The 20,874-nt window shown below is 50.1% G+C and carries 22 protein-coding genes; 8 read left to right on the top strand and 14 right to left on the bottom strand.

Features of this window, described 5'->3' with window-relative positions; genetic code table 11:
• Positions 1–15: 15 nt before the first annotated feature.
• Positions 16–390, bottom strand: coding sequence for a flagellar hook-basal body complex protein FliE (gene fliE / locus ACFODX_RS07350; protein ID WP_378117599.1), 375 nt, complete (start codon positions 388–390; stop codon positions 16–18).
• 268 nt (positions 391–658) lie between these two features.
• On the opposite strand from fliE, the gene ACFODX_RS07345 reads away from it, so the two are divergent.
• Positions 659–859: a PA3496 family putative envelope integrity protein gene (locus ACFODX_RS07345; RefSeq protein ID WP_324259267.1), complete on the top strand. Its 201-nt coding sequence runs from the start codon at positions 659–661 to the stop codon at positions 857–859.
• Between the two features lie 144 nt (positions 860–1,003).
• Here ACFODX_RS07345 and ACFODX_RS07340 read toward each other — a convergent pair whose 3' ends face one another.
• Together ACFODX_RS07340 and ACFODX_RS07335 are read right to left on the bottom strand one after the other, a co-directional pair.
• Complete coding sequence (locus ACFODX_RS07340) at positions 1,004–2,581, bottom strand: sigma-54-dependent transcriptional regulator (RefSeq protein ID WP_378117597.1); 1,578 nt, start codon at positions 2,579–2,581, stop codon at positions 1,004–1,006.
• Positions 2,582–2,583: 2 nt separating this feature from the next.
• Positions 2,584–3,909, bottom strand: a complete 1,326-nt coding sequence (locus ACFODX_RS07335) for a sensor histidine kinase (protein ID WP_378117595.1) — start codon at positions 3,907–3,909, stop codon at positions 2,584–2,586.
• A gap of 266 nt (positions 3,910–4,175) precedes the next feature.
• Between ACFODX_RS07335 and ACFODX_RS07330 the strand changes: the two genes are divergently transcribed.
• The 3 genes from ACFODX_RS07330 to rhlE all read left to right on the top strand — a co-directional run bounded on the left by ACFODX_RS07330 (position 4,176) and on the right by rhlE (position 6,693).
• Positions 4,176–4,736 carry a DUF4124 domain-containing protein gene (locus tag ACFODX_RS07330; protein ID WP_378117593.1) on the top strand — a complete coding sequence of 187 codons (561 nt, stop codon included), beginning with the start codon at positions 4,176–4,178 and terminating at the stop codon, positions 4,734–4,736.
• The gene (locus tag ACFODX_RS07325; protein ID WP_378117591.1) at positions 4,715–5,101 is read left to right on the top strand and encodes a M23 family metallopeptidase; all 387 of its coding nucleotides are present in this window, start codon (positions 4,715–4,717) and stop codon (positions 5,099–5,101) included. Before ACFODX_RS07330 ends, ACFODX_RS07325 begins: the two co-directional genes overlap by 22 nt.
• A gap of 206 nt (positions 5,102–5,307) precedes the next feature.
• Positions 5,308–6,693, top strand: a complete 1,386-nt coding sequence (rhlE, locus tag ACFODX_RS07320) for an ATP-dependent RNA helicase RhlE (RefSeq protein WP_378117589.1) — start codon at positions 5,308–5,310, stop codon at positions 6,691–6,693.
• A 111-nt stretch (positions 6,694–6,804) separates the two neighbouring features.
• Here the strand turns inward: rhlE and ACFODX_RS07315 are convergent, their stop codons facing one another.
• The 4 genes from ACFODX_RS07315 to fliS (ACFODX_RS07300) all read right to left on the bottom strand — a co-directional run bounded on the left by ACFODX_RS07315 (position 6,805) and on the right by fliS (ACFODX_RS07300) (position 9,731).
• Positions 6,805–8,262: a sigma-54-dependent transcriptional regulator gene (locus ACFODX_RS07315; protein WP_378117587.1), complete on the bottom strand. Its 1,458-nt coding sequence runs from the start codon at positions 8,260–8,262 to the stop codon at positions 6,805–6,807.
• A 263-nt stretch (positions 8,263–8,525) separates the two neighbouring features.
• A complete protein-coding gene (gene fliS / locus ACFODX_RS07310; RefSeq protein WP_378117585.1) occupies positions 8,526–8,930 on the bottom strand; it encodes a flagellar export chaperone FliS in 405 nt (134 codons plus the stop codon).
• Positions 8,931–9,055: 125 nt separating this feature from the next.
• Positions 9,056–9,334, bottom strand: a complete 279-nt coding sequence (locus ACFODX_RS07305; protein WP_378117583.1) for a hypothetical protein — start codon at positions 9,332–9,334, stop codon at positions 9,056–9,058.
• Between the two features lie 10 nt (positions 9,335–9,344).
• Complete coding sequence (gene fliS, locus ACFODX_RS07300) at positions 9,345–9,731, bottom strand: flagellar export chaperone FliS (protein ID WP_378117581.1); 387 nt, start codon at positions 9,729–9,731, stop codon at positions 9,345–9,347.
• 141 nt (positions 9,732–9,872) lie between these two features.
• Here fliS (ACFODX_RS07300) and ACFODX_RS07295 point away from each other — a divergent pair, with 141 nt between their 5' ends.
• The 4 genes from ACFODX_RS07295 (at position 9,873) to ACFODX_RS07280 (ending at position 12,209) form a co-directional block, all read left to right on the top strand.
• Positions 9,873–10,703 (top strand): SDR family oxidoreductase, encoded by an 831-nt coding sequence (locus ACFODX_RS07295; protein ID WP_378117579.1) that lies wholly within the window; start codon positions 9,873–9,875, stop codon positions 10,701–10,703.
• 58 nt (positions 10,704–10,761) lie between these two features.
• Positions 10,762–11,118 carry a DUF2845 domain-containing protein gene (locus tag ACFODX_RS07290; RefSeq protein WP_378117577.1) on the top strand — a complete coding sequence of 119 codons (357 nt, stop codon included), beginning with the start codon at positions 10,762–10,764 and terminating at the stop codon, positions 11,116–11,118.
• A gap of 85 nt (positions 11,119–11,203) precedes the next feature.
• Positions 11,204–11,806, top strand: coding sequence for a transcriptional repressor LexA (gene lexA, locus ACFODX_RS07285; protein WP_378117575.1), 603 nt, complete (start codon positions 11,204–11,206; stop codon positions 11,804–11,806).
• A complete protein-coding gene (locus ACFODX_RS07280) occupies positions 11,799–12,209 on the top strand; it encodes a cell division inhibitor SulA (RefSeq protein ID WP_378117573.1) in 411 nt (136 codons plus the stop codon). The genes lexA and ACFODX_RS07280 overlap by 8 nt, the downstream gene beginning before the upstream one ends.
• 149 nt (positions 12,210–12,358) lie before the next feature.
• On the opposite strand, the gene ACFODX_RS07275 is transcribed toward ACFODX_RS07280, so the two are convergent.
• From ACFODX_RS07275 to ACFODX_RS07245, 7 genes are all read right to left on the bottom strand, one after another.
• Positions 12,359–12,625 carry a hypothetical protein gene (locus ACFODX_RS07275; RefSeq protein ID WP_324259280.1) on the bottom strand — a complete coding sequence of 89 codons (267 nt, stop codon included), beginning with the start codon at positions 12,623–12,625 and terminating at the stop codon, positions 12,359–12,361.
• A 94-nt stretch (positions 12,626–12,719) separates the two neighbouring features.
• Entirely contained in the window at positions 12,720–14,123 is a 1,404-nt protein-coding gene (locus ACFODX_RS07270; RefSeq protein WP_378117571.1) for a hypothetical protein, read from the bottom strand.
• A gap of 174 nt (positions 14,124–14,297) precedes the next feature.
• The gene (gene fadA, locus ACFODX_RS07265; RefSeq protein WP_378117569.1) at positions 14,298–15,476 is read right to left on the bottom strand and encodes an acetyl-CoA C-acyltransferase FadA; all 1,179 of its coding nucleotides are present in this window, start codon (positions 15,474–15,476) and stop codon (positions 14,298–14,300) included.
• Positions 15,477–15,488: 12 nt separating this feature from the next.
• Positions 15,489–17,639 carry a fatty acid oxidation complex subunit alpha FadB gene (gene fadB / locus ACFODX_RS07260; protein ID WP_378118121.1) on the bottom strand — a complete coding sequence of 717 codons (2,151 nt, stop codon included), beginning with the start codon at positions 17,637–17,639 and terminating at the stop codon, positions 15,489–15,491.
• 112 nt (positions 17,640–17,751) lie between these two features.
• Positions 17,752–18,279: a helix-turn-helix domain-containing protein gene (locus tag ACFODX_RS07255; RefSeq protein ID WP_378117567.1), complete on the bottom strand. Its 528-nt coding sequence runs from the start codon at positions 18,277–18,279 to the stop codon at positions 17,752–17,754.
• A gap of 79 nt (positions 18,280–18,358) precedes the next feature.
• A complete protein-coding gene (locus ACFODX_RS07250; RefSeq protein ID WP_378117565.1) occupies positions 18,359–18,721 on the bottom strand; it encodes an MmcQ/YjbR family DNA-binding protein in 363 nt (120 codons plus the stop codon).
• 395 nt (positions 18,722–19,116) lie between these two features.
• Positions 19,117–20,805, bottom strand: a complete 1,689-nt coding sequence (locus tag ACFODX_RS07245; protein ID WP_378117562.1) for an NAD-dependent malic enzyme — start codon at positions 20,803–20,805, stop codon at positions 19,117–19,119.
• Between the last annotated feature and the right edge of the window lie 69 nt (positions 20,806–20,874).

Genomic DNA, 20,874 nt, shown 5'->3' with positions numbered 1-20,874 from the left:
TGGCGCGATAAAGCCTTAAATCGGCATATTCATCACATCGCGATAAGCTTCAATTAACTTATTGCGCACCTGCACCGTCGCTTGGAATGCAACGGAGGATTTTTGCGAGGCGATCATCACATCGGTAATGTCCACCCCTGCAACACCACGCTCGTAAGCTTCTGCCATAGCGCTGGATGCCTTTTGTGTTTCATTCACTTTATTCACCGCCTGGGTCATTAAATCGCCAAAGCTCGGCACTTTGGTTGTGCCCTCTACCGGCAGTGCGCCCAGGCTGCGCATACCAAGCGGCGTATCACCCACACCTTGCGGCCGCTGAAAGGCTTGGGTTTGCGCTTTAAGCGCACGCATATCGCCAAGTAACCGACTAATGTCTACGCGATCCACCATGATAAAACCCTCTTACTCAATCAACGGGCGACAATAATTTGTCATTTCGCCCGATTTATTCATCATTACTGGGGATTTTGCACAAAGCAGGCCAACATTTGCCGCTCGGCAATTGCTTGCCCTTAGTGCGTACAGTTTCTAAGCGATTTCATCAATTTGTCGTGTTTATTTCATCGCATTGTCATTGAAACCGGATAGTTTCAGTGGCGCTTTCCCTGATTGCGTTTCGTTTGTTCTATCTATTCCTTTTGTTTTGCTGGAGAGAGAAATGAATCTGCTAAGTGCGCACCATGAGTTGGAAATAATTGAAGATGCCATGGCCAGTTTTATTGCTGAGGTAGTTGTTTCCAAAAGCAAAAAACAAAAAATCCGCCGCAATATGGAATGCCGCCGAAAACTGGAAGAAAAATGGGAGGAGCGCCGCTTGCGCCGCGAGACCTGCGAATACGAATTTGAATTTCTGCACTAGGCACTTAGCCTCTGCAGCACTTACTAAGATAAAAAGCCCTGGATAAAAATCCCCAGATAAAAGGCCCTGGATAAAAATCATTAAATAAAAAAATACCCGTCAATTTTCATTGACGGGTATTTGTTAAGCAAAAACCAACCGCTATCACTCAGTTATTTCATAACCTTCTTCACGCAGCCGCGCAATTTTATAGCGCAGGGTGCGCGCGCTAATACCTAAACGCTCAGCGGTATTTTTACGGCTGCCGCGCTCGTTGCGCAGGGTGTTCATAATAATTTCGTATTCACGCTGTTTTAAATCATTACCCAAGGCCGGGTTATTCAGCGATGAATGTTGTACCGGCTGATTGCTCACCAGCGCCAAATGCTCACTGTTCACTGCGCCGACAGAAAATTGACTGGGGCGATAAGCATTATTAACAAACGCGGGGTTAGCAAATGCTGGCGTAGTAAATTCATTAACGCGTTCGGCAGCGTAATCATCGCGCGGCGCGCCTATGGCTTGCGCGGCTTGCAACAAATTGGGCTTTTGGCTGTAGTGACTTGGGCTTTGTGAATAACTGCCCTCGCCGCCCAAACCTAGATCTTCCGCTTGAATGGATTTACCCGGCTGCAAAATTAAGGCGCGCTGCATAATGTTATCCAACTCGCGCACGTTGCCCGGCCAGGGGTAAGCCAACAACATTTGCTGCGCCGAGGGCGACAAATTCACACCGCGACGATTTTGTTTGTGCGCGTGTTTTTGCAAGAGTTTTTCTGCGAGCGGAATAATATCTTCCAAGCGGTCGCGCAGTGGCGCCCATTGCAGGGGCAATACACTTAAACGGTAATACAAGTCCTCGCGGAATTTTCCTGCCACAACTTCATTGCGCATATCGCGGTTAGAGGTGGCAATGACGCGCACATCCAACTTAATGGTTTTGCGGCCGCCTAAACGCTCTACTTCGCGCTCTTGTAACACCCGCAAGAGTTTGGCTTGCAAGCCAATATCCATTTCTGAAATTTCATCCAGCAATAAAGTGCCGCCATTGGCCTGTTCAAATTTACCGGGGCTGCTGGTGTGCGCGCCGGTGTAGGCACCTTTTTCGTGGCCAAATAACATAGCTTCCAACATATTTTCAGGAATGGCCGCGCAGTTAATCGCAATAAAGGGTTGGTTGCGGCGCGGTGAGTGATCGTGAATATAACGCGCCAGCACTTCTTTACCCGTGCCTGACTCACCCACAATTAAAACCGTGGAATCGGATTGAGCAACACGCTGCGCCAGCTGCAATAATTGTTTGCTGGAAGGCGCCATAGCGACGGGTTCATCGCCCGAAAATTGCGCTACACCTAAATGACGCGCTACGGTTTCCACAAGCGTTTGCGGCGCAAAAGGTTTGACCAAATAATCTACCGCGCCCTGTTTCATCGCCTCAACAGATTCGCTGATGCTTGCATAAGCCGTAATTAACATCATCGGAATTTGCGGGTAATCCTGCTTTACGCAGCGCAACAATTCATGGCCACTCATACCACCCATGTTCACATCAGACACAATCATGCGAATGTCGCTGTAGCGTGCCAACTGCTGCAGCGCTTCTTCAGCGCTGCTCACCGCAATCACTGCATAATCGGCTAATTGCAGTGTGTCGGTTAAGGCTTCGCGCAGGTTATTGTCATCTTCCACAACCAACACGTTGATCGCATTTTCAAAGCCAGCTTGTTGCAATGCTAAGGCCATGATTAGTTCCCCTGAGTTTGAAAAGTGGCAAAAGGAATTAACAAGCTTGCGCAGGTTCCTTTACCTAAAGTCGATTGCAATAAAAATTTTCCGTGATGGGCGCGTGCTACCGCCTGCACCACACTCAAGCCCAAACCTGTGCCCTGGGCTTTGGTGGTCACAAATAAATCGCCCACGGAATTGAGCAGTTCAGGCGCCATGCCGGGGCCTTTGTCGCACACGCGAATCCATAAACGCGGTGCTTCCTGATCCAGTGACGGGTTGTTTTTAATTAAATTATTCAGCGCCTTGGGGTAGCTGTTAAATTCAATACGCAAATGCGCTTTGCGCTCTACCGCTTGAATGGCGTTGTTCACCAAATTTAATACCGCGCCAACTAAAGCATCGCGATTGCACTGGATTATTTCCTCACGGCAATTCATCACCCAGTCACAAGTTGATTCACTTGTCAGCAGCGGAACTTCCATGGCTTCAGCCAACTCGGTTTGTAATTGCTCCACGCTGATCATATCGTTCAAGGGCAGCTCGCCTTTCACATAAAACAGCATGTCTTGAATTTGACGCTCGATATTGTTCAAGCGCCCCAGAATTTTTTCGGAAAATTGTTGGCGACGCACTTCATCCAATTTGCCGCTGCACAAATGGCCGGCGTACAACATGGCAGAGGACAAAGGCGTGCGGATTTGATGGGCAAGCGCGCTCATCATTTTGCCCAGTGCAGACAAACGCTCGTGGCGGCTCAGTTCACTTTGTAAACGGCGGGTTTCGGTTTGATCGGTGAGCAAAATAATTTGCCCGTCTTCACCCAAATTGCGGGTTTGAATGCTAATGCGGCGACCGTCATGCAAGGAAACTTCGTGGCCATCATCCTGACGCGGTGCAAAGCTGCGTTTAATCACCTCGCGCCACAATTCACCTTGTAATGGCTCGCCCAGTAATTCCAACGCGGCGGGGTTGCAATCGGAAACGCGACCAGAAGAATCCAGCACCACTACACCACCGGGCAAAAAATTCAGCAGGCTCTCCAAGCGGTGGGCGAGTTTTTCTTTCTCCGCCAATTCCTGCAAACGGCGGTCGCTCAGGCTGCTTAACTCTTCATTTAATTCGGCAACACGGTTTTCCAGCAGGTGATAGGAATCCGCCAATTGGCTGGATAACTGGTCGAACAACACAAACGCGCTTTTTAAATCCTGACCTTTTTCGGCCAGCAATTTTTCTTTAACCAGCGGCGATGCTGCCAGCACACCCACCGGTACTTTTACCGTATCTGCCGAGTGCACCAGGCTCAAACCGGCACCATCCACAGTGTTTAACAGCGCTTGTGTCATAAAAACCCCTAATCGCCAATTTCACCCAATCACATTCCAAAACCGTCAATAAGCTAACGCTTGGAGTTGCTATCAGGCGTTTGTACAAGGGTATTTGCAAGCACAGTGCCAAGATTATTTTTATATATTTTTCAATTAGTTAGGAAGAATCGCCACGCAATGCAGTCAAACAATTGGCTGACTTGGCTTCCAACACCCAGGCGCAATAGCGTATAAACGCACCCTCGCCTCTGGGCGTCAGTAAACGCACTTTGTAAGGGATTAAGATGCAACCGCAATTAACAAGATCAGCACAAATCACCCGCTTGCTGGGCTGGCTAGGCGCCCTTTTGGTTCTGGGCAGTGGGATTAGCCCCCTGCAGGCCGCCGAGGTGTACAAATACAAAGATGCCAACGGCAAGTGGCATTTCACCGACAAAAAACCCAAAAACACCGAGGCAGAGAGTCTCAAGCTCAAAAGTACCAGCGCCAAAAAAGTGGAGCCGGTGTTTTACGTCCACAAAGATGAAGCCAAAAACCAACAGCAGTTAATGGTTAAAAACCCGTTTCACGCACCCATCCAAGTAGAGCTGCGCTCAGCGCAGCTTGCCAAATCCACACCGGTAATTGTGCCGGCGCTAAAGGAGCAAGCCTTATTAGTGCGGGCAGCATCGAACCCTTCAAATACAAATGGCAACTGGGCGATAACACCATCATCCCAAGCGACCAGCACTACGCACCGCCCGTCGATACCCAAGGCTGCCATAAAATCACCCAAGCGTTTAACGGCAAGTTCTCCCACCACAATGACAGCAGCCGCTACGCCGTGGATATTGCCCTGCCCGTAGGTAGCGCCATTAAAGCGGCGCGCGCCGGCGTTGTAGTCTCGGTAAAAGACGATTACCACATGGGCGGGGTGGATCAGTTTTTTCTGGATAAAGCCAACTACGTGCGCGTACTCCACAGCGACGGCACCTTCGCCCTCTACGGCCACATACTGCTCGGCACCGCCGCCGTAAAAGTAGGCGACAAGGTCAGCGTCGGCACCACCCTCGCCCGCTCCGGCAGCTCCGGCTACTCCAGCGGCCCCCACCTACACTTTGTCATCCACCGCAACAGCGGCTTTAAAATGACCTCAGTCCCCTTCCACTTCATTAACACACAGGCACAGGCTTTTGTCCCTATGGCTGGGCAGCGGTTGTGTGGCACTTAGCCGCACGCCGCTTAGCGATATCCTGTCAGCACAACAGTTGAACAAAAGTTAACTGGCATATTTTTCATCAAGTGCGTACCATGCGCGGCGACACCCTTAAGGTCAGTGTCGCCCTCCTCTGCTGCCAAACACCGCTGTGTGTTTGCCACATCTCAGCTCGCCAGACCTTGCCCGCCACGCGGGAGGCCGAGCAACAGGAAAACTTTATGTCGTTTGATACTCTCGGTCTGCGGGCCGATATTCTGCGTGCTATTGCCGATCAAGGTTATAGCACCCCTACTCCTATTCAGTTACAAGCCATCCCTGCCGTTTTAAAAGGCGGGGATATTCTGGCAGGTGCGCAAACCGGTACGGGCAAAACCGCCGGTTTCACCTTGCCACTGCTGGAAAAATTAAGCCAAGCACCCGCTGAAAAAACGGCGCAAGGCCGCCGCCCGGTGCGCGCCTTGATTCTGACGCCCACCCGTGAACTTGCGGCGCAAGTGTTTGAAAGCGTGCGCGATTACGGCAAATACCTGCCTTTGCGCTCAACCGTGGTATTTGGCGGCGTGAGCATTAACCCGCAGATGATGAAGCTGCGCGGCGGTGTGGATATCCTGGTTGCCACGCCCGGCCGCCTGCTGGATTTAGTCAACCAAAATGCCGTGAGCCTGCGTCAGGTAGAGGTATTGGTGCTGGACGAAGCTGACCGTATGTTGGACATGGGTTTTATCCATGACATTAAAAAAGTCTTGGCACTGCTGCCCAAACAACGCCAAAACCTTCTGTTCTCTGCCACTTTCTCCGACGAAATCAAAGCGCTGGCGGATAAGTTGTTAAACCAGCCCACCTTGATTGAAGTAGCGCGCCGCAATACCGCTTCTGAACGCGTAACCCAAGTGGTACACCCGGTGGATCGCAATCGCAAACGCGAACTGTTGTCGCACATTATTAATAAAGGCGATTGGCAGCAGGTGCTTATTTTTACCCGCACCAAACACGGCGCCAATAAGTTAACCGAGCAACTCCAGGATGATGGCATTAGCGCTGCGGCCATTCACGGCAACAAAAGCCAGGGCGCACGCACTAAAGCCCTGGAAGATTTTAAACGCGGCGCGATTCGCGCTTTGGTGGCAACGGATATTGCTGCGCGCGGTATTGATATCGACCAGCTGCCTTATGTTGTGAACTATGAATTGCCCAACGTGCCGGAAGATTATGTGCATCGTATTGGCCGTACTGGTCGCGCCGATGCCGAAGGTGTGGCGATATCACTGGTGTGCATTGATGAAGATAAATTCCTGCGCGATATTGAAAAATTAATTAAACGCAGCATCGACAAAGAAATTGTGAGCGGTTTTGAACCAGACCCTAATGCCAAACCCGAGCCGATTGTGTTGGGACGCCGTATGACAATTGGTGCAGGCAGCGGTAATGGTCGCAGTGCACCTAAAAAAACCGCGCTGGGGCAAAAACCCAAAAATGGCAACAAAAACAAAGATGGCGCCGCGCGCAAACCCCAAGGTCAGCAACCACGCAACCCACAGGGCAACCGCAGTGCAAGTGGCGCCGCTAAACCACAATCACAGCGCCGCCCGCAAACAGCCAAGTAATCTTGTTGCAGGTGCAATAAATCGCACCACATAAAACGCAGGTGAAAAAAAAGCCCCGCCGGTTCACTACCGCGCGGGGCTTTTTTTATGACTCACTGACTGAAAATTAATTTAGCGCTGCATATCGTACTTGCGCATTTTTTCTACCAGTGTCGTGCGGCGCACACATAATTTATCGGCCGCGCGCGCAACCACACCACCGCAATCGTTGAGTGCTTGTTGGATCAAACTCATTTCCAGATTGGTAATGTATTCGCGCAGATCAATACCCTGCTCTGGCAGGAGCGGCGTGTCGTTCATGCTCACATAACCTGCACCTGCCGATGCTTCGCCAGAACCGCGCTGCGGTGTATGGGCAAAATCCTCTTCGACCACATCCACGTGGCGATATTTTGCGGGTAAGTCCTGAACGCCAATGACACCAAATGGATGGGTAATCGCCATGCGCTCAACCAGGTTCGCCAACTCGCGAACATTGCCACTCCACTCATGTTGGCAGAGCGACATAATCGCCGCCGAATTAAAACGAATTGAGCCGCGTTGTTCGCTTTCCATGCGAGATACCAACTCGTTGATCAGCAGCGGAATATCTTCTGCGCGCTCTTTCAGCGAAGGTAATTCGATGGGAAATACATTCAAACGATAAAATAAATCTTCACGGAAAGTATTGGCTTCAATCATTTGCTCAAGATTGCGATGAGTAGCAGCGATAATACGCACATCCACCGGTTGGGTTTTGTTGCTGCCCACACGCTCAAAACAGCGCTCTTGCAAAACACGCAAAATTTTTACTTGCATGTTGAGCGGCATATCACCAATTTCATCTAAAAATAAGGTGCCGCCTTCAGCCATTTCAAAGCGACCGGCGCGGGAATTAATCGCGCCGGTAAACGCCCCTTTTTCGTGACCAAATAATTCACTTTCCAATAATTCAGCCGGAATAGCACCGCAGTTGACTGGCACAAAAGGCTTATCGCGACGGGGCGAGTTGTAATGCAAATTGCGCGCAACCACTTCTTTACCCGTGCCCGATTCACCGGTAATTAATACAGACACGTCTTTGTCGGCAACTTGCGCCATCATTTCACGCACACTTTGAATTTCGCGACTAGTACCCACCAGACTGCGAAATAAATGCACAGGGCGACGCTGGGGTTGGCGCTTACCGTTGGATTGCGCTTCACGGTACAGTTGCGCACGATGGAGTGTATCCACCAGTTTGTTATAAGTAGGAGGAACAGAGAGGTTGGCTATGACCATAAAACGCAAGGTGTCTTCCAGCGTGGCGTCGGCGTTTTGATTTTCCTCGCCCACTAACACAATCGCCAACTCATCGTTCCAGTTGCGAACTTCTTTGAGTAATTGTGATAACTGCTGTTTGCTGGCGCTGTAGTCGCCCACAAAAACGGCAACATAATCTTCGCCATTATTTTGATCAGCTACGGCAGCTAACCAATTGTCGCTGCTGGTTACTAATGCTGGTTCGCTCAAAAACTCCAGCAACACATTTAGATCGTGTCGACGTGACGGATTATCGTCAATCACCAAAACTTTGTTGTTACGCCACATACCCCAAGACCTTTTTTCATTTCATGCCAACAACTTACCGCTGGTGCGCAATTGGCAACCACAAATGGCAGAAGATTTATGGGTGTAAGTAATAGTAGAGAGCGTGAACTTAGTCAAATTAATGACGAATTTTTATTGGCGTTTTATCAGAAAGCCAGCATTTTGAATAATTAATCGCCAAAAAAATGCCTGACAAACACTCGCGGTATTTGTCAGGCAATTATGCGAATCACACAATAGCGGGAATGAATAACAGACTGGAATCAGGGGGTCTTACTGACCTGTGGTGCAATTTCATCCCAACCGGATTTTACGGTTTTGAGTAGCTGAATCACCTCGGTAACCTTTGCAATATCGTTTTGCGCAGAGGCTTCCAGAAGGCGCAAATTAATGTATTCGTATAACTGATCAAGCCGCTCGGACAATTCGCCCGCTTCCATATCCAGGGAGCTGCGCAAGCCGCCCACTATGCCAATGGCTTTACCCAGCATCTCACCTTTTACGGCTAAATCGCCACGCTCCATTGCCCCTTGAGCTGCCGCGAGGCGCCCCAGTGCACCTTCAAATAACATTTGAATTAATCGATGCGGCGATGCATGGCTGACTTCCGACTCAATACCCAGTTTTTGATATTGTTTCAGCGCTTCTTGTGGATTGTAGTTAGACACAGCAAATACCCGTTAGCCTTGGAATTTACTTAGGCTAGCAGGGTAGATGGATTTTGGCGAGTAGCTTGCCTAAAAAGCAGAGTGGCGAGAAATTCGCCAAATTGTTGGCATCGCGCTTATGAATATCAGGTCGCATGCAGAAGGGTCACTTCCTGCTGGCACTGGGCGATTAGCCCGGCATAAACCCCCTTCAACTCGCTCAGCGCGCGGATAAGCGTGGTTTTATCACTGCGATTGGCAGCAATTACTTTATCAATCAACACAACACAAATACGGTCCAGGTGGCGAATGCGCTCCCAATCCTCCTGCTGCAGGGCTGCAGTCAAGGCTCGCTGCACGGATCGCATCGCCATTACCCCAGACTCGCCGGTGTAATCGGGTTCAGGCACTAATCGCAGAGTCATTGCAGCCTCCTTAAACATCTTTTGCGATGGCGTCCCAGGCAGATTTAATCTCCCCGAGTAAACGCGCGCATTCATCAAGATGCTCGATATTGTTTTCGTAATTGGCTTGGGTCAAACGGCGAATAATGTAATCGTAAAGGCTGTCTAGATTGGCCGCTAATTCACCGCCTTCATTATCATTCAAACTGCCTTGCAACCCGCCAACAATTGCCGCTGCCTTGCCTATTAACTCCCCTTTGCGCGCGAATTGCTTTTGCGCTATGGCACCTTTTGCTTGCGCAATACGCTCCAAGGCACCTTCAAAAAGCATTTGAATCAAGCGATGGGGAGAGGCAGATTCAACACCGGAATGAACTTTAACGCTGGCATAGCTATTTACGGCAGAATAGGAATTCATACATCACCATTTAATTGTTGCAGCCTAAAAAGCGCGGGTTATTGCGATTGCAACTGCGCAGACAGGTTATCGACCAGACCATTCGCCAGTCCTATAAGCTAGCGGCCAGACCACAAAAACCTTTAACAAAAAGTGACGATTATGCAAAAAACGATTTTGATTACCGGCGCCTCAACCGGCATAGGTTATGAAGCAGCAAAAGCACTGCAACAACGGGGTTACCGGGTGATCGCAAGTTGCAGAAAATCGACAGATGTGGAGCGCCTCAGCGCAGAAGGGTTTGAAACATTAATGCTGGATTTGAGTAATTCTGCGTCTATCAATAAAGCATTTCAGGAATTAATGGTACTCACTAGCGGTGAGCTTTATGCATTGTTTAATAACGGCGCATACGGCCAACCAGGCGCCATAGAAGACCTTCCCATAGCGGCGTTGCGCAAACAGTTTGATACCAACTTTTTTGGCTGGTGCGAACTGACAGGCTTGATTCTCCCCGTCATGCTGAAACAGGGTTACGGGAGAATTATTCAAAACTCATCCATTCTGGGCATGGCTGCCATGCCACTACGCGGCGCCTATAACGCCAGCAAATATGCGATTGAAGGCATAAGCGATACTCTGCGGCTTGAACTTATGGGAACCGGTGTATTTGTATCGCTTATCGAACCAGGCCCTATACGCAGTGAATTTCGCAAAAATGCACTGGCAGCCCTACGGGAAAATATCAACGTCGATGCAAGTCGCCATAAAAACACCTACACCAAAGCGATAGAGCGACTCGAAAAAGCAGAGTCATCCACACCTTTCACTCTGGAGCCATCGGCAGTCATCAAGCGCCTGCTGCATGCGCTTGAATCTCCACATCCACAAGCACGCTACTACGTCACTTTTCCCACTTATTTGGTTGGCGCCATGAAGCGAATTTTACCGAATCGTTTGCTCGACAAACTCCTACTTAAAATAGGCAGTTAATTCAGACAGCATTCAGCCAACGGGATTAGATTAAAAGCTTTAAAGACAGGGAAAAATCATGGCCAAATATATTGTTTTATTCTTTTTTTGTTTTATCCCATTCACCCAGAAGGCCAGTGCCGATTCGCTGCGGTGCAATGGACAACTTGCCAGCCCGGGTGATACCAAGGCCGACATTGTTGAGATTTGCGGGGAGCCGGCGAGCACCGACAGCTTTTGCGAACCCAACACCATTAACACTGGGCCGCAGGGCATACAAAACGGTGACAACAACATTCAACATAATGTATCTATTCAAAGCTGCACTCAGGTAGATGTCTGGACCTATAACCCCGGCAAAGGAAAGTTCATGACCCACCTCTATTTTAGCCAAGGTCAATTGCGCACCATTCGCTACGGTAATCGAGTGAAATAGCAGCAATCAGAAAAACTATTGCACAAGTGAATTTACTGTATATAATCACAGACACTGTACAAATAAACAGATTCAGGAGTGCATCATGTTTGACTTAACGCCCCGACAGGAACAGGTACTGCAATTAATCCGCAGCTATGCGGAAGATACAGGTTACCCGCCAACGCGCGCTGAAATTGCGCGAATATTGGGTTTTAAGTCAGCCAATGCCGCTGAAGAACATATCAAAGCCTTGGCGCGCAAAGGGGCCATTGAAATCATCCCCGGCGCGTCACGCGGAATCAAATTGCCAGATGTGCAGGCGGGTATTCCTATTATCGGGCGTGTCGCTGCTGGCAACCCGATTCTGGCGCAGGAACACATAGAAGATTACTGCAACATTCCCACAAGCTTCTTCTCGCCGAGTGCGGATTTTTTCCTGCGTGTACACGGTATGAGCATGAAGGATGCCGGCATTTTGGATGGTGATCTGCTTGCAGTACATAAAACCGATCAGGTTCGTAATGGCCAGATAGTTGTGGCACGCATAGGAGAAGAAGTAACCGTCAAGCGCTTCAAACGCGCCGGAAACCGCGCACAGGTAGAGCTCTGGCCAGAGAACCCTGACTTTGATGTGATTCTGGTCGATACCCGTGACCAGGAATTTAGTATTGAAGGTTTAAGTGTAGGAGTGATTCGCCGTGACTAATCTCGCTCGTGTTATGCCTCAAACCCAAACTGCGCAAACGCGTGTTAGCAGTGGTGTTACAGAACTTGTGCTAACCAGTGATTCACCAGAACAGCTTTCGTTGTTACTGCCAATGATTGCCTATTTGAGCAATAGCGCAAAGGATCGCTGGATCACCTGGATTGCACCACACAATATCAGCAAGGATTTTCTTGAGTCTTACGGGGTAAATACCCGCTTTATTCGGGTTATTCATGCGCAGGATCCGCAGGCACTGCTGTGGATTACCTGGGAGGCCCTATCGGCAGGAAATAGCCATACCGTGATTTCAAGCCCGGGGAAATTAAGCGATAAGGAATTGTCACAGCTTGAAGTGGCGGCAGCCAAAGGCCAGTGTCAAGGCCTGCTGTTACGGGTTCGATAGTAAGGCCGTTGTTGCGAGATCAATTGTTGCGAGTTTATTAGATAACTATCCAAACAACCCTTTTTATCCAAACAGCCCTTTTGAGGTTATTGCTTGCAGGCACCAATAAGTTAGTACATCTACATCAGGGACGATGCGCAATTCGCCCATCAATGAAGCATCATTTTTTCCAAATCTGTTAATTCGTCAAAGCTACCATCCAATTGCGCTTCAGCTTGCTGATCTGCAATTTCCCCTGCCGCTTCCATACCTGCTTCTATCATGGCTTTAGCCACCATAAATTTTTCTTCGCCTAAAAACGCCAGTGACTCCTGAGAAAAACGAATAGTCACCAAAGGTTCACCTGTTTCGCTATCCGCGCGCTGAAGAGCAACATCGCCATTGGTGAGTTCGATAATTTCGTAAAAGGAAGACATAAAGTGCCTGTGGTTGCCAAACTAAAAAGGGCGCGCAGTCTAACACTCTATAAAGCGAAAACCTATTTGAAGAACGGCAAGGCTTGCAGGTGAATCAACCGGATCGAGGGATAGCCCAAAGCAGCACAGCAGAAGAAGAATATAAAACCTGTGGTGTGACCTGAGCAGGTAGCAGGGCTACATTTCCTGATGCAATCAAGGTGTCATCAATACAAACACTTCCTTCCAATACCATCAACAATCCATAACAAGACACAGATAACTGACAATCACCTTTTAGAACAATCCGTTGCACCTCAAAATCATCAAAGTTAACTATGCGCTGAATCTGTGCGCTGTCTGTATGAGCCAACTGTACCGGTGAAATAAACGGCTCAGCATCCATATCCACTAACTGCAAGGCCACTTCGGTATCCCAATGGTTTTGAGTTAGCACTTTCTGCCCAAAGCTGAGAATTCTTCGCTCATACACAGGGGTTTGGAACTCCACGACTCTCACACCATGTTGCAGCGCGTGCGGCACCAAGCGAGGAACAGCAACCACATCACCTACCTCGAGTGGGTGCAGTGCGATAAAACGATCCATTGCCTGTTTTAATTCCTGCTCACGATCTATTAATGCTTTGTTATCAGGATGTTGTGAGAGTTCCTTAAGCCATAACTTCACCTGTGTGACGGCGACAGGCTCACTGAGGGAGATACCAAGCTCTTGCTTTTTTCGATCAAGTAAATCATCGATGGCTCGCCTTGTTTGCTCGTACTCCCTGACTGCATGGAGGTAACCGGCTTTGAAGTCATCGGTAGTAGCGTAATTTGCTCTCGCAGCCGGATTAAACCCCAATTGGATCGCACCTTTTCCGCCTGGCCATGCGGTCGCATCCACATGAGTGACGACATAAACCTCTTGTTTTTGCTCATGCAGTTCAAAATACAAGTCGCCGTAAGGCGCCTCTGCAAGCGGGTCAAGGATCTTGAGTAAAATCAGGTTATCGGTTGCCGCCAAGCCAAGCTGCGGGCGCAAAAATTCCAATACCCAAGGCAGCGGTAAACTGCCCCTATCGCACTTAACCGCCGCTTGACCACGGGCTTCAATACCGGTGTACCAAATCTCTTGCCCCCAAGGTTTGGGGATGTAAATAGGCTCCAGCAGCAGGGGCAAATCCAAACGCACATGCGCGAGATTTGCGGCCTCGCAATAAGCCAATATCGCCTCTGGTTCGGCAGCAAGTTGCTCAATCGCACGCAAGTGCTCGGTTGTTGCCGGGAAAATACTCACGCTGATACTTGGGTTTGAAGCGCTGTCGCATGACACTGCCAACCAAACAAAAGCCAACAATTCCTGCTGGGGCTGCTCCGACAAATAGCTGGCATTATGGCTAAATGCCACTGTAAATACCTGTGGCGACTGGGTATTGGCACTGCAATCAGCAAAGCGGGCACGCTGCACTGACAGAAAATCAGCGGGCGTGGTGTGCTTATCCAGGGAAAAAAGAATCAAACCTGTCTCTCAACGATTAAGCGAAAAAATGGGGAGTCAATCTGAACGCAGTTTATCAGAGCCGCCGCCAAGATCGCCCCATAAAAAAGGCCGACCTGAGTCGACCTTTTTAGCGGAGATGACGCTTTAGCCAAACACTGTAGTTAGTAACGCCGGTAGGCGTGCAGCTACGAGCTAGTTAAGGCGCTCCAACACAGTGGTAATGCCCTGCCCCAGACCAATACACATGGTGGATACCCCGAGGCTGAGGTCGCGATCCTGCATCACCGTCAGCAGTGAGCCGGTAATGCGTACCCCTGAACAACCAAAGGGGTGCCCCAAGGCGATAGCACCACCGTGCAGGTTGACCTTGTCGTTCATGGAATCCAGCAGTTTGAGATCCTTGAGCACCGGTAAGGCTTGGGCGGCAAAGGCCTCGTTTAATTCCACTGCATCTATGTCATCCATGGTCAGATTGGCCGCTTTTAAGGCTTTTTCGGTGGATGGCACCGGCCCATAACCCATGATCGAGGGATCAACACCCGCCAACCCCATAGAAACCACCTTGGCGATAGGTTTTAAACCCAGGGCTTTGGCGCGCTCGGCCGACATAACCAGCATAACCGAGGCGCCATCGCTCATTTGCGATGAAGTACCAGCGGTGACCTGACCATTTTTGGGGTCAAACACCGGCGGCAACTTGGCCAATGCTTCATAGGTGGTTTCAGGGCGAATGGTTTCGTCCTGATCCACGGCAATCAAGAAACCATCGCCGTTGTGGCCGTTCACGGGGAGTATCTCGCGGCTGAACTTACCTTCAGCGCGTGCTTTGGCGGCCAGTTGGTGCGAACGCACACCAAACTCGTCCATTTGCTGGCGATTAATACCGTGCAATAGCGCCAGGTATTCCGCTGTCATGCCCATATTGCCCGCCGCTTTGGCAACTGACAGCCCGAGCAAAGGGTTAATGCTGACCGATTCATACATGGGTAGGTGCCCCATGTGTTCAACTCCACCAATCAGGTACACATCGCCCTGCCCGGCGCGAATGTTGACCGTGGCCGTATGCAGGGCCGACATGGAAGATCCGCACAAGCGGTTAATGGTTTGCGCAGGAATGGTGTGAGGTAAGCCGGCCAACAGGAGTATGTTGCGCGCCACGTTGAAGGCTTGCTCTTCGCGCTGCATCACGCAGCCCCACAGCAAGTCGTCGATGGTATTGGGGTCTAGTTGCGGGTTGCGTGCCAACAAACCTTTGATGATGGCGGCGGAAATATCATCGGCGCGAACATTGCGAAAACAGCCGTTTTTGGAGCGCCCCATGGCGCTGCGAGCATAATCGACAATAACGGCATCACGTGGTTGTAAACTCATTATTCTGACTCCTTAGCCGTAAAATTTCTGATGGTTGGCTGCTTTGGCTTTCAGGCTCTCGGGAGCGACGTAAAGCGCACCGAGATCGCTGAATTTGGCCGCCATATCGCAAAAAGCTTGGGCACCGATGGAGTCGATCCAACGGAATACCCCACCGCGGAAGGGTGGGAAACCAGTGCCATAAACCAAGGCCATATCCGCCTCAGCCGCTGTTTCTACTATGCCTTCATCCAAACAGCGAGTCAGTTCGGTCGCCATGGGAATCATCATGCGCGCGACAATGTCCTCATCGCTAATTTCAATGGCTGCTTGAATACCCGGCTTGAGAATATCGGCCACCTCAGGAGCGGCAACCTTGGCGGGTTTGCCCTTTTTATCCAACTCGTAGTTATAAAAGCCTTTTTCCGATTTCTGCCCTAAACGACCGGCGGCAAAAAGCGCATCGGTACAGGAGGTAAAACTGCGCTGCATGCGATCAGGGAAGCCCTCTGCCATCACCTTTTCGGCGTGCACAGCGGTATCGATGCCCACCACATCCAGTAAATAAGCCGGGCCCATGGGCCAGCCCCAGGTCTCCATTAACTTATCTATGCGATGGAAATCCACCCCATCGCGCACCAACATGGCAAAGCCGGCCAGGTAAGGGAAGAGCACACGGTTCACCAGAAAGCCCGGGCAATCTTTCACCACAATGGGCTTTTTGCCCATGGCGTTCGCATAAGCCACTGTGCGGGCAACAGCATTGTCAGAGGTTTTGGCGCCGCGAATTACCTCGACCAAAGGCATCATGTGCACTGGATTAAAGAAGTGCATACCGCAGAAGTTTTCGGGGCGAGCCAAGGCTTCGGCCAGATAACTAATAGAGATGGTGGAGGTATTGGAGGCGATCACTGTGTCTGCCCCTACTTTGGTTTCTGCTTCCGCCAGGACCGCTTTTTTCACCTTGGGGTTTTCCACCACGGCTTCAACCACAATATCAACTTGCTCGAAACCGTCGTAACTCAGCGCTGGTTCGATGCGATTGAGTACATCACCCATTTCTACCGGCGACAATTTCTTGCGCTCAACACGTTTGCTGAGCAATTTGTTGGCTTCCGCCAAGCCCAAATCTATGCCTTTTTGCGCTATGTCTTTCATCTTGATGGGCACGCCTTTCAGCGCTGACTGGTAGGCAATACCGCCGCCCATAATGCCTGCGCCCAATACCGCCGCACGCGCGATTTTTTTGTCGGCCTTTTTCTCCCAGCTCTTGGCTTTTTTGCTGAGCAGCTGTTCGTTGATAAAAATGCCCACCAGCGATTGCGCAACGGGGGTTAGTGCCATTTTGGCAAAGCCTTCGGCTTCGATTTGCAGGGCTTCATCGCGACCTTTATCTGCCGCTTTTTGCATGCATTTGATTGCAGTGACCGGCGCTGGATAATTGCGCCCCGCCTGCGCGCCCACAAAGGCTTTTGAGGTCTCAAAAGCCATCATGGATTCAATGAAATTTAACTGCAGCGGTGCCTTTTTCTGCGCGCGGCGCGCCTTGTAATCAAAAGTGCCAGCAATACACTGCTGCAAACAATGCAAGGCGGCATCGCGCAGTTTGGCAGGCTCCACCACCGCATCCAGAACTCTGGCGGTCAGGGCAGTTTCAGCATCGTTTTCTTTACCGGCTGCAATCCATTCCACGGCGGTATCCAAGCCGGCTACCCGCGGTAACCGCACGGTGCCGCCCCAGCCGGGAATAATGCCCAGCTTGGTTTCGGGTAAACCCACCTTGGCCGCGCTGCTGGCGATACGGTAGTCGCAGGCCAAACAGAACTCCAAGCCACCGCCCAGCGCAAAACCATTAACGGCGACCACACTTGGGAAGGGCAAATCCTCCAGACGGCAAAAATTGCGATTGTTGGCGGCTAGATGGCTAGTGACCTGATCTGGCCCGGACGCAAACACAGCGCCGAACTCGGTGATATCGGCACCCACAATAAAAACGTCCTTCGCACTGGTCACCAGCAACCCTTTTACGCCACTGGCCTGCTCTAACAGATCGAGTACTTGTTGAAGTTCGGAAACCGCGAGCAAATTAAATTTATTCACTGACTCGCCTTGCAGATCAAAGGTCAACTCCGCAATGCCATCCGGCAACAGGGAAACCTTGAGGGCTTTTCCTTGAAACATAATCAATCTCTCTTTAGTTGAGGGAGGAAAATCTGAAATTGAGTTTAGCAGCATAGGCAGAACTTGCCCTGACAGAGTGCAAAAGCCCGGCAATAAATTCACAGACTGAGTGGTGTTAAAACGCGGGACTTACCTGGGAGCAAATAAATATCTGCAGTTCCTGACTGGCTGTATTGGCACAACGAAAAAGTTGATTCTGGGCAATATAAAATGTATCGCCCTGCACCAGCCTATGCTCCTGGGCATTGATCAATAACAGCAGCTCGCCTTTGAGTACAGCACCACAGATATCACCTTTGGCTACCAAAAAGGCATGGGCGGATTGGGCCGGCAAAACCAGTGTGCGTGCATCTATTCCAGCGGGCAAATTCGCTCGTTTGGAGGCAGGAGTTAAGGGCAGTTCGAAGGAGAAGAAATCGCTCAAGCTTATAGGAAGAGCAGACAAAATCCGCGTGAGCGATTGAATGCTGGGGCTAACACGCCCCTGTTCGATAGTGGAGATGCTGCTGTTGGTTAAACCGGCGCGTTTGGCAAGCTCTCTCTGGGAGAGCCCTGCCAACTCCCGCAGTAGCTTTAAGCGCTGGCCTGTATCGCAAGAGGTGATACAGCTGTCATCTGAGGCACAAGTGTCGTCGATCTTCACTTAGGTTTCTCGTGATCATCAATCACATAGGGCCAGTTAAAATAGATCCAGCGCTGGATGAACCGCGCTGGAAACCTATTTACTTTTTGGAAGCCAATAACTGCTCGCGCTCGAGCGTAGGCAGGTTGTCAACTATCAATTGATAGGAGTGGTCGATCATACGCTGAATCTGATCAGAGGGCACAGAACCGTCAAGAATAATGGTATTCCAGTGTTTTTTATTCATCTGAAAACCGGGGCGAACCGCCGGATACTGCTCACGTAGTTGCAAAGCAAGATCAGGATCGCACTTTAAACTAATACGCGGCACACCACCTTCAGCCGTCAAGGTCGCAAACATCTTGTGACAGACCTTATAGACAGCCATATCAGGGCCAGAGGGAAACAATTCCTTGGCTTGATGCTTGTTTAAAAGGTACTTTTGTGCAGAAAGAAAATCCATGTTTTAGTCCTTTATCGAACAACTCAGGTCGATTTAAAAGCTAGAGATTGGGTTAAGGAGCACTCGATATTGTCTCTGCGGACTATTTGCGACTGCTCGGAATACACTGCCCTGACCAACATCGGTTACATCTCAAAGTGCAGTATCGAATATTTCTGCACACCCGCCTGTGGTTGATTATAGACAAGTGAAGCACATCACACTTCAATTACCACTCCATCATCAGGGCCCGCTCCTTCACCTGTGTCTATTTTGCATCAGGCATTACAGAAACGATAGTCGATATGGCGCATAATTCAACATTTTTTATCTTCCAGGGTCTTTTGAAACCATAAATCAGTCTAGTCATACGAAAAAACGACCGCCGAAGTTCAGGGCCACTGCCAATCGGACGCTTAGAAGGAGGTGCGACGATATTCCCGATATTCTGGTTCCCAAAATTGATGGTTTATTTTTTCATCAATAAGATCCATCGGAATAGGCAAAGCAACACCATCTTCAATCGCCTGAATAATCACCGCTTTAGCAATCACCTTGCTCACCTGACGAATATCATCCAACAGCGGCAGGAGTGCCCCCGAGCCGGTAACAGCCAGTGGAGACTCACCCGCCAATGCCCGGCTTGCCGCCATCATCATGGTGTCGGTGATTCTGGTGGCCTTGGCAACAATAACCCCCAAACCTACACCGGGGAAAATGTAACTGTTGTTGCACTGGGCGATGTCTATCACCTTATCGCCCATATCCACAGGGGGGAAAGGACTACCAGTTGCCACCATCGCCTTGCCTGAAGTCCAACGCAACAAGTCGACTGGTTGGGCTTCTGCCTGGGAGGTAGGGTTTGAAAGAGGTAGGATTAGCGGGTACTCACACTGCGCCTGCATTGCCTCTACTACAGCTTTAGTAAATAACCCGGCCTGACCCGATACACCAATCAAAACGCTGGGCCCCACGTTGGTAACCAGATCAAGCAAAGTTATTTGGCCGCTGGCAGGAGCAGGCCAGTTGGCGACTACCGAATCCGGAGTACAAAACGGGCGCTGGAAATCAAATAAACCGGGAGAATTGGCTTGCAACAAACCGTCCCGGCTCATTAAAAAGATACGGCCTGTGGCCTCTTGGTAACTTGCGCCCTCGGCCATCATCTGTTTCACAATCTGGTCTGCAATGCCGCAGCCGGCCGAACCGGCGCCAGCAAAGACAATTCGCTGGTCTTTTAATTGTTCACCCTTGGCGGTACACGCAGCTATCAGCGTACCCACGGCAACCGCTGCTGTTCCCTGAATGTCGTCGTTAAAACAACAAAGCTGATCGCGATAACGATTGAGCAATGGTGTGGCATGATCCTGCGCAAAATCTTCAAACTGTAACAGCACATTGGGCCAGCGCACTTTCACCGCCTGAATAAATTCATCGACGAATGCGTAGTAATCATCGCCAGTGATGCGTTTGTGGCGCCACCCCATATACATAGGGTCAGCCAACAGCGCCTCATTGTTAGTGCCAACATCCAGAGTGACAGGCAATGTATAGGCGGGACTAATGCCGCCGCAGGCTGTGTAGAGCGCGAGCTTGCCGATAGGAATGCCCATACCGCCGATCCCTTGGTCACCCAAACCCAAAATACGTTCGCCATCCGTTACCACAATGACTTTCACATTTTGTTTGGTGGCGTTTTGCAACATATCGTCGATACGCGCACGATCTGGATAAGAAATAAACAACCCGCGTTTGCGGCGATATATTTTAGAAAACTGCTGACACGCCAGCCCCACCGTAGGTGTGTAAATAAGCGGCATAATTTCGCTGAGATGGTCAGTTACCAAGCGGAAATAGGCAGTTTCATTAGTGTCCTGAATATTGCGCAAAAAAATATGTTTATCGATAGGTGATTCAAATGAACACAACTGCTGATAAACGCGCGCCTCCTGCTCTTCGATAGTCTCAATGTTATAGGGCAACAGCCCCTCAAGATTAAACTGCTGGCGCTCACGTTCAGTAAATGCGCTGCCTTTATTGAGCAGTGGAGCTTCTAACAAAGCCGGGCCGGCAAAGGGAATGTAAATAGGACGTTTCTTGCTCATAGTATTCTTAAACCATCGCGGGAAGGCGGAGGGAGATAGAGCAACCATAGCGCAACTGATCTTCCGGAA

Origin of the sequence: Cellvibrio fontiphilus (assembly GCF_042646205.1) — a bacterium.
GTDB classification, from domain to species: Bacteria; Pseudomonadota; Gammaproteobacteria; order Pseudomonadales; family Cellvibrionaceae; genus Cellvibrio; species Cellvibrio fontiphilus_A.
Note: the sequence above shows the minus strand (reverse complement) of the source record. Positions and strands in the feature narration are given on the sequence as shown.

Bases quoted from the DNA above. Each gene is read 5' to 3' on its own strand.
- fliE (WP_378117599.1), bottom strand. From the start codon at position 390: ATGGTGGATCGCGTAGACATTAGTCGGTTACTTGGCGATATGCGTGCG.
- ACFODX_RS07345 (WP_324259267.1), top strand. From the start codon at position 659: ATGAATCTGCTAAGTGCGCACCATGAGTTGGAAATAATTGAAGATGCC.
- ACFODX_RS07340 (WP_378117597.1), bottom strand. From the start codon at position 2,581: ATGGCCTTAGCATTGCAACAAGCTGGCTTTGAAAATGCGATCAACGTG.
- ACFODX_RS07335 (WP_378117595.1), bottom strand. From the start codon at position 3,909: ATGACACAAGCGCTGTTAAACACTGTGGATGGTGCCGGTTTGAGCCTG.
- ACFODX_RS07330 (WP_378117593.1), top strand. From the start codon at position 4,176: ATGCAACCGCAATTAACAAGATCAGCACAAATCACCCGCTTGCTGGGC.
- rhlE (WP_378117589.1), top strand. From the start codon at position 5,308: ATGTCGTTTGATACTCTCGGTCTGCGGGCCGATATTCTGCGTGCTATT.
- ACFODX_RS07315 (WP_378117587.1), bottom strand. From the start codon at position 8,262: ATGTGGCGTAACAACAAAGTTTTGGTGATTGACGATAATCCGTCACGT.
- ACFODX_RS07305 (WP_378117583.1), bottom strand. From the start codon at position 9,334: ATGACTCTGCGATTAGTGCCTGAACCCGATTACACCGGCGAGTCTGGG.
- fliS (WP_378117581.1), bottom strand. From the start codon at position 9,731: ATGAATTCCTATTCTGCCGTAAATAGCTATGCCAGCGTTAAAGTTCAT.
- ACFODX_RS07295 (WP_378117579.1), top strand. From the start codon at position 9,873: ATGCAAAAAACGATTTTGATTACCGGCGCCTCAACCGGCATAGGTTAT.
- ACFODX_RS07290 (WP_378117577.1), top strand. From the start codon at position 10,762: ATGGCCAAATATATTGTTTTATTCTTTTTTTGTTTTATCCCATTCACC.
- lexA (WP_378117575.1), top strand. From the start codon at position 11,204: ATGTTTGACTTAACGCCCCGACAGGAACAGGTACTGCAATTAATCCGC.
- ACFODX_RS07275 (WP_324259280.1), bottom strand. From the start codon at position 12,625: ATGTCTTCCTTTTACGAAATTATCGAACTCACCAATGGCGATGTTGCT.
- fadA (WP_378117569.1), bottom strand. From the start codon at position 15,476: ATGAGTTTACAACCACGTGATGCCGTTATTGTCGATTATGCTCGCAGC.
- ACFODX_RS07250 (WP_378117565.1), bottom strand. From the start codon at position 18,721: ATGGATTTTCTTTCTGCACAAAAGTACCTTTTAAACAAGCATCAAGCC.
- ACFODX_RS07245 (WP_378117562.1), bottom strand. From the start codon at position 20,805: ATGAGCAAGAAACGTCCTATTTACATTCCCTTTGCCGGCCCGGCTTTG.